This window comes from Achromobacter sp., assembly GCF_049647645.1.
Taxonomy (GTDB): Bacteria; Pseudomonadota; Gammaproteobacteria; order Burkholderiales; family Burkholderiaceae_B; genus Achromobacter.
The window spans coordinates 1-5,454 of record NZ_JBARYB010000175.1 but is presented as its reverse complement, the minus strand read 5'-3'; the positions used below and the strand labels follow the sequence as shown (position 1 = coordinate 5,454).

The following is a 5,454-nucleotide window of genomic DNA, read 5'->3' as shown; positions in this document are numbered from 1 at the left end:
TGTTGATCCACGCGTTAGCGACGTTCCTGTTGTGGCTGGTCGGCAAGTTGGCTGAGAGCAGGAAACTGAGGCCGGCCTATGAATCCAACAACCGCAAAGACCGGCCGACCATCTCGTTGCTTACGCTGGATGCCATGATCTATACCGAGAGGGCTATGGCTTTGACTCAAACGTCAGTGCTTGGACTTTTGCAAGCACCTCACGACACCGCCGAATCGATCGGAGGATACCGATGAATTCGTGGGAAAACCTCAGAGTCCGACACCCTTTCCACTACGCCATCTTTTTTTGCATTTTATTTTCAATAAAAATCATCTAACAGGGCACTGAAAACTTCTTTCAGCGTTCCTGGTGACAGCGTCACCTCTTCAATATTAACTCCCTCAGACCCACTCCACACTAGCCGTTCACCATGCGGCGTTTTACATAGGAATAAAAACGTACCTCGATCACCGAAGGCTGTACACGTTAAATCGTAAATACAATAGAAATTATCCTTTCCTTCCCCATAAAACAAATCAAAACCCGCCTCATACAATTCCCTCGAACTCGCACCTGCACCTTCCGAAGAAATTTTCCAATCGTGATTTTTTTTATAAAAAGAAAGCGTCGTCCTCAACTCAACCACATCCAGCTCACCTATTCTCTGGCCATTTATATATATAAAGAAAATTCCATTCTTCCACAAATCTCCGACCGAATTCCACTCGGCCACAACATCATAATTAATCGCAAAACAGAACGGGTCGCCGACTATCACTTTATCCTAACTCCCAATTGTTTTTGGACATCATTTGGAATCTGGTACCCTCTTAAAGGACTATTTTTATCCCCGGAGCTCCCGTTCCAATGAAATTGACCATTACTCCCCTCAAAACGATGAATATTTCCTGATGCATCCACGGAGAAGCGTACCTCTTTATTTTGATAAGAATTAGAGCTTGGCACCGAATTTTCAAACAGACTGAACGAATTTGACGGCTCTATACCGGCATTCGGTCTGTTACCTTCCTGGCCAGCAGTGTGCTTCGAATTTGACTTGTATACCAATCCATTTGAAGCAACTCTAGGCTCCAAAACCGGCACTGCACTTCCCCGGCCATCGCCCTGATTTGTTGCAGTTCCAGTCGCACCAATTTTCGAAGATCGCCCCCCAACCGCTCCAGCTGCCGCGGCCGCACCCAACTCTCCGGCCTCGGCGATACTGTTCCACGCTAATTGCCTAGCTTCTTCGCTACCACCATCCATTGCCCTCTTGACTGCGGCCAACCTGTCCGCCGTCATTAGAAGCATTGAAGACCCAAGAGAGATGAACTCCTGCATCTCATCGGCAGTTAGACCCGCTGAACTACGGAGTTTCTCTCCCAATGCAGTGTGCCGCTCGGCGTAGTCGTTTAGAAGCGCTGCTACCTCATTGGCTTTTTCGAGACAGGCATTCCCCTGACATTCGAGTATTTCACGGCGACGTTCCGCCGATATTTTTTTGTACGCTTCGACTACTTCCTTCTCACATGCCTTATCCCTCTGACATTGCGCCATTTCTCTAATACGAGACTGTTCCTCAGGCACCGAAAGCGCGTTGTTTTCTGTCTCTTGAATAGCTGCGAAAACTGCATCCGCGCCGTTGACCCCAGCAAGTTCAGCGACCCCAACTATCAAAGCTTGAATCAAATTGCTACGCTGTTCCTTCTCCTCCGGATCCAGCTTTGAAGATTCACTGTTTAACAACGCATTTAATACCGAGGCCGCGCTAGCGCCCATTGCGCCAGCCCCGCAGTCACCGCCCTTACCTGCAGCACCCGCACATCCTACTATCGCATGCATCGCAGCTCGAGCCATCTCTGCATTGGGACTGTCTCCCAAGTGTTGAACAATTCGCTTAACCTCAGTTGCTGCTAGTCCTTGCAGATAGTTGACTGTCACTGCTTGAACCATCTCTGCGGTCGACCCGGTGACATTTCCACTCGCAGCACCCATTACCGCCATCAACCAACGCCGATTTTCTCCACCCGGCTCCCACTTCTTGGCGTCAGCATACGCGCGTTCCAATTGATCCCTACGAGGGCCAGCAGGCTCGTTCTCCAGAGCATTTTCCAGAGTTTTCGCTTCTTTCGCCCGATTCGTCAAAAACTGCCCCACCTGGCGGCTAGCTTCCGAAACAATCTCAAACCCCGCCTCGATCTTTTCCTTATCGAATATCGGCTTCAGCGTGTTCAACGTATCGGCTGAGGTATCCCGATTCAAGGACGCTATGCTCTCCGTAGCCGTCATCCCTGTCAGACTCTGTTGGGCAATTTCGTCGCGAATGACAACAGCCCCACCGCTGATTGCACTGTGCGTGGTGGAAGAGACATTTCCGGAGGCACCTGCGACGACGGGCATTCCTATTGATGTGCCGTTATTGCTGGTAGGTAAACCGGTCCCCGGCACCTTGTCGGCTCCCCCTGCCGCTTGCCCTTTGGGGTTCGTGCCAACATCGCCGCCTTTGGCCTCTCCCCCGCTGCTTCCGCCCCAACTGAATCCTCCGCTTAGCGCAATCTGGTCACCCCGGTACTTCGCCGTGTTCTTCAGGTCATGAACAACAAGCGTGCCCGTGCTGAGACTATTCAAGCCGCCAAGCGCAGCGCGGTCGCTGCTTGATATCACCCCTCCAATTAGTGCCGTGTTCCGACCGACATCCACCACAAATCCGCTATCTCCGGCGATCAAGCCGGCCTGTTCCTTCGCAGATTTGAAATTGCTTTCGATTCGCCCCTGAGCCACGTTGCCCGAAACTGAACTGTTGCAGTAGCCATAAATGCAGATGTTGGCCTGCACACCGATACTCTGCTGTTTGGACTCGTAGGTGCTGACATCCTGCAAGGTTTCGATGCGTAGGTCCTTGCCTACCGATGCAATGATCTGCTCAGCGTGCCCCTCTGCACCGATCAAGGATGTGTCGCCGCCGGATTGCAGTGCAAGCACATTGCCAGCGGTCACGTTGGTGTAGGTCCAACCCGTGTCCTTGCCATCGGCACGGCCGCGGGCGCCGCCTGCTCCAATGTTCAGCATGATGCCGACCCCGTTCTCGCTATCTGCCGACACACCGATACCGATACTTGCGTTAGAACTCTTGTTCTTTGTGTTCTGCTCATATGTGTTTTGCGCGGCCTGCAGCAGGATGTCTCCATCTGCCTTGATTACGGCATTGTTGCCGGCTGACAGCCGCGACCCCGTGACCGTGACATCCGAATCAGCTCCTGCGCCGCTGGCAATGATCGTGAGGTCTCTACCTGCCACCACCGTGGATCCGACCACCGACGTAGAAGCGCGATCCGTCGTGCTTTGGCTCTTGCTGGTACCTAAGTTGATACTCAAGCTCACGCCGCCCGCACGCTTGGGATCCGCCATCACGGAGTCGTAGGCGTTAAGCGCGGCAATACCTGTCGTTGCCAACGCCAGTCCCTGCATGACCTTGTTGTCGGTCTTGCCGGCCGCCTCTCCCATCCTTCCTGCCGTCTGCATCGCATCGACCAAAGGAGTCCTGGCATTGATGCTCAAGCCCGTCTGCTTGACCTCGTGGAACTCCTTCTCGCGCGCGGTATCCAGCGCCGCGCCGATGTTCACCTCCTTGCCGATCAGCGTCATGTCGCCCTGGCGTGCCAGAACGTTGCTGCCGATTATGTTCAACGCACCACCGGCGTTGATTAGGACATCGCCCTCGACGCTACCAACTGTGCTGGCGGTATTGAAGTTCTTCTTGCTGTCGATCCAGTCGGTCTGCTGGCTGGTGCCGTAGCTGAAGCCGCCCATCGCGCCGAAGCCCGACTTCTTGACCATTTTGTAGTTGTAGCTGTCCTCGGCGTTCTGGCCCGGCAGGATGTTCACGTCGCGCTCGGCGGACATGACCAGGTCCTTCTGCGCGCCGACATTCGATCCCACCACATTCAAATCCCGCCCAGCCATCAACACCGTCGTGTCGCCGGTAAAGGTCGAAGCCTTGGCCTGTTCCCAGTCGCTGGAGTTAATGGTGTGCGTGGTCTTGGACGAGAGGAAGCCCTTGGTCTTGTAGCGGACCTCGTCATAGGCCGAACCGGTTTCTTCTCCGGCTATCAGGTTGATGTCGCGCCCCGCGCCCACGGCGAGCTGCTTGCCAGCGGTGACTTCGGCCGCGCGCGCATTGACGTCTTGCCCCGCTATCAGCGTGAGGTTGCCGCCCGCGGCGATGGTCGAGCCGACTTCCGAGCTGGTGCTCAGGTCGTGGCGGTTGTTCTTCTTCAGGACCAGCGATTCACCATGGCTTTCAGTAAGCGTTTCCAGCGCGATGTCGCGCCCGGCCTGCAGGCGCGCGTCGTCCTTGACGGAGACTTGCGCGGCGGTCAAGGTGATGTCGCGCCCGGCCTGCATGTTGAGGTTGCCGGCGTCCACGCGGGCCACACCGCTGATGTGCGTGCCCCAGGTGTTGCCGAAGTTCTCCGACGCCGCGGTGGACGTCAGGGCAATGTCGCGCCCGGCCGCCAGGGTGACGTTGTCGCCCTTGATCAGCGACACCAGGTTGGTCAGGTCCTCGCGCGCGGCGAGGTCGACGGTGGCGCCCTGGATCAGGCCGCCGGCCTGGTTGACGATGTTGCCGGCGGTCATGACGGTGGCGTCGCGCGCGCCGATGGTGCCGCTGTTGACGATGTCGCCTTCGGCCTGCAGCTTGACGTCGCGGCCCGCCATGAGGGTGCCGTCGCCCTTCAGGTCGCCTTCCCGCACCAGCAGGTAGACCTGCGGGACCAGCACGGTTTCGGTGGTGCCGTCGGGCAGCGTGACGGTCTGTTCGACCAGCCAGACCAGGTCGGTGGTGAGCTGGCGCTGTTGCGCCTCGGTGAGCGCGACGCCGAGCTGGATGCCGTTGTCGCGGGCGTACTGCGCGCCCGCGGCGAGCAGGGCTTTGTACTGGCTGTCGTTGTCGCTGTACTTGTCGAGGAAGCGCTGGCCGGTGGTGGCCAGGATCTGGTCGGACACGAGCTTCTGTTCATAGAAGCCGTCGCCCAGGCGCTTGGGCTGGCCCGAGGGCGTCAGGAATTTGGCGCCTGCGGGCACCAGCGAATCCCAGCTGCCCAGGCGCGCGCCAGACAGGTTTTGACCGTTAGCCGCGGCGGTGGCGCCGCTGGCCGACAGAGAGCCGCCCGCGCCGAGCGTGGCCCCGCTTGGTCCGGATGCGCCTTGCGCGTCCAGGCGCTGGCCGTCCAGGCCGCTATTGGCGCCGACCGTGGCGCCGGCCTGGCCCGCGTTCGAGACCGAGCCCGCAGCGACGCCGGCGTTGACGGGTCCGAAACCGCCCTGGCCGTCCAGGCGTTGGCCTTGCAGGCCGTTGCTGGCGCCGACGGTGGTACCGCCTTGGCCCGGAGTCGAGACCGAGCCGGCGCCCACGCCGGCATTGACCGTGCCGGCCGCGCCGGGTTGGCCGCTGCGTTCGCCCGTCAGGCC

General features: G+C 57.9%; 3 protein-coding genes. 1 reads left to right on the top strand and 2 read right to left on the bottom strand.

All coding sequences use genetic code 11. From position 1 onward, the window contains the following. Positions 1-236 (top strand): hypothetical protein (locus tag WBB14_RS20065; RefSeq protein WP_424241389.1); only part of this gene is annotated, 236 nt, incomplete at its 5' end. 65 nt (positions 237-301) lie between these two features. Here WBB14_RS20065 and WBB14_RS20060 read toward each other — a convergent pair. Continuing rightward, positions 302-760 (bottom strand): Imm42 family immunity protein, encoded by a 459-nt coding sequence (locus WBB14_RS20060; RefSeq protein ID WP_424241388.1) that lies wholly within the window; start codon positions 758-760, stop codon positions 302-304. Beyond that, positions 757-5,397 (bottom strand): hemagglutinin repeat-containing protein, encoded by a 4,641-nt coding sequence (locus tag WBB14_RS20055; RefSeq protein WP_424241387.1) that lies wholly within the window; start codon positions 5,395-5,397, stop codon positions 757-759. The genes WBB14_RS20060 and WBB14_RS20055 overlap by 4 nt, the downstream gene beginning before the upstream one ends. Between the last annotated feature and the right edge of the window lie 57 nt (positions 5,398-5,454).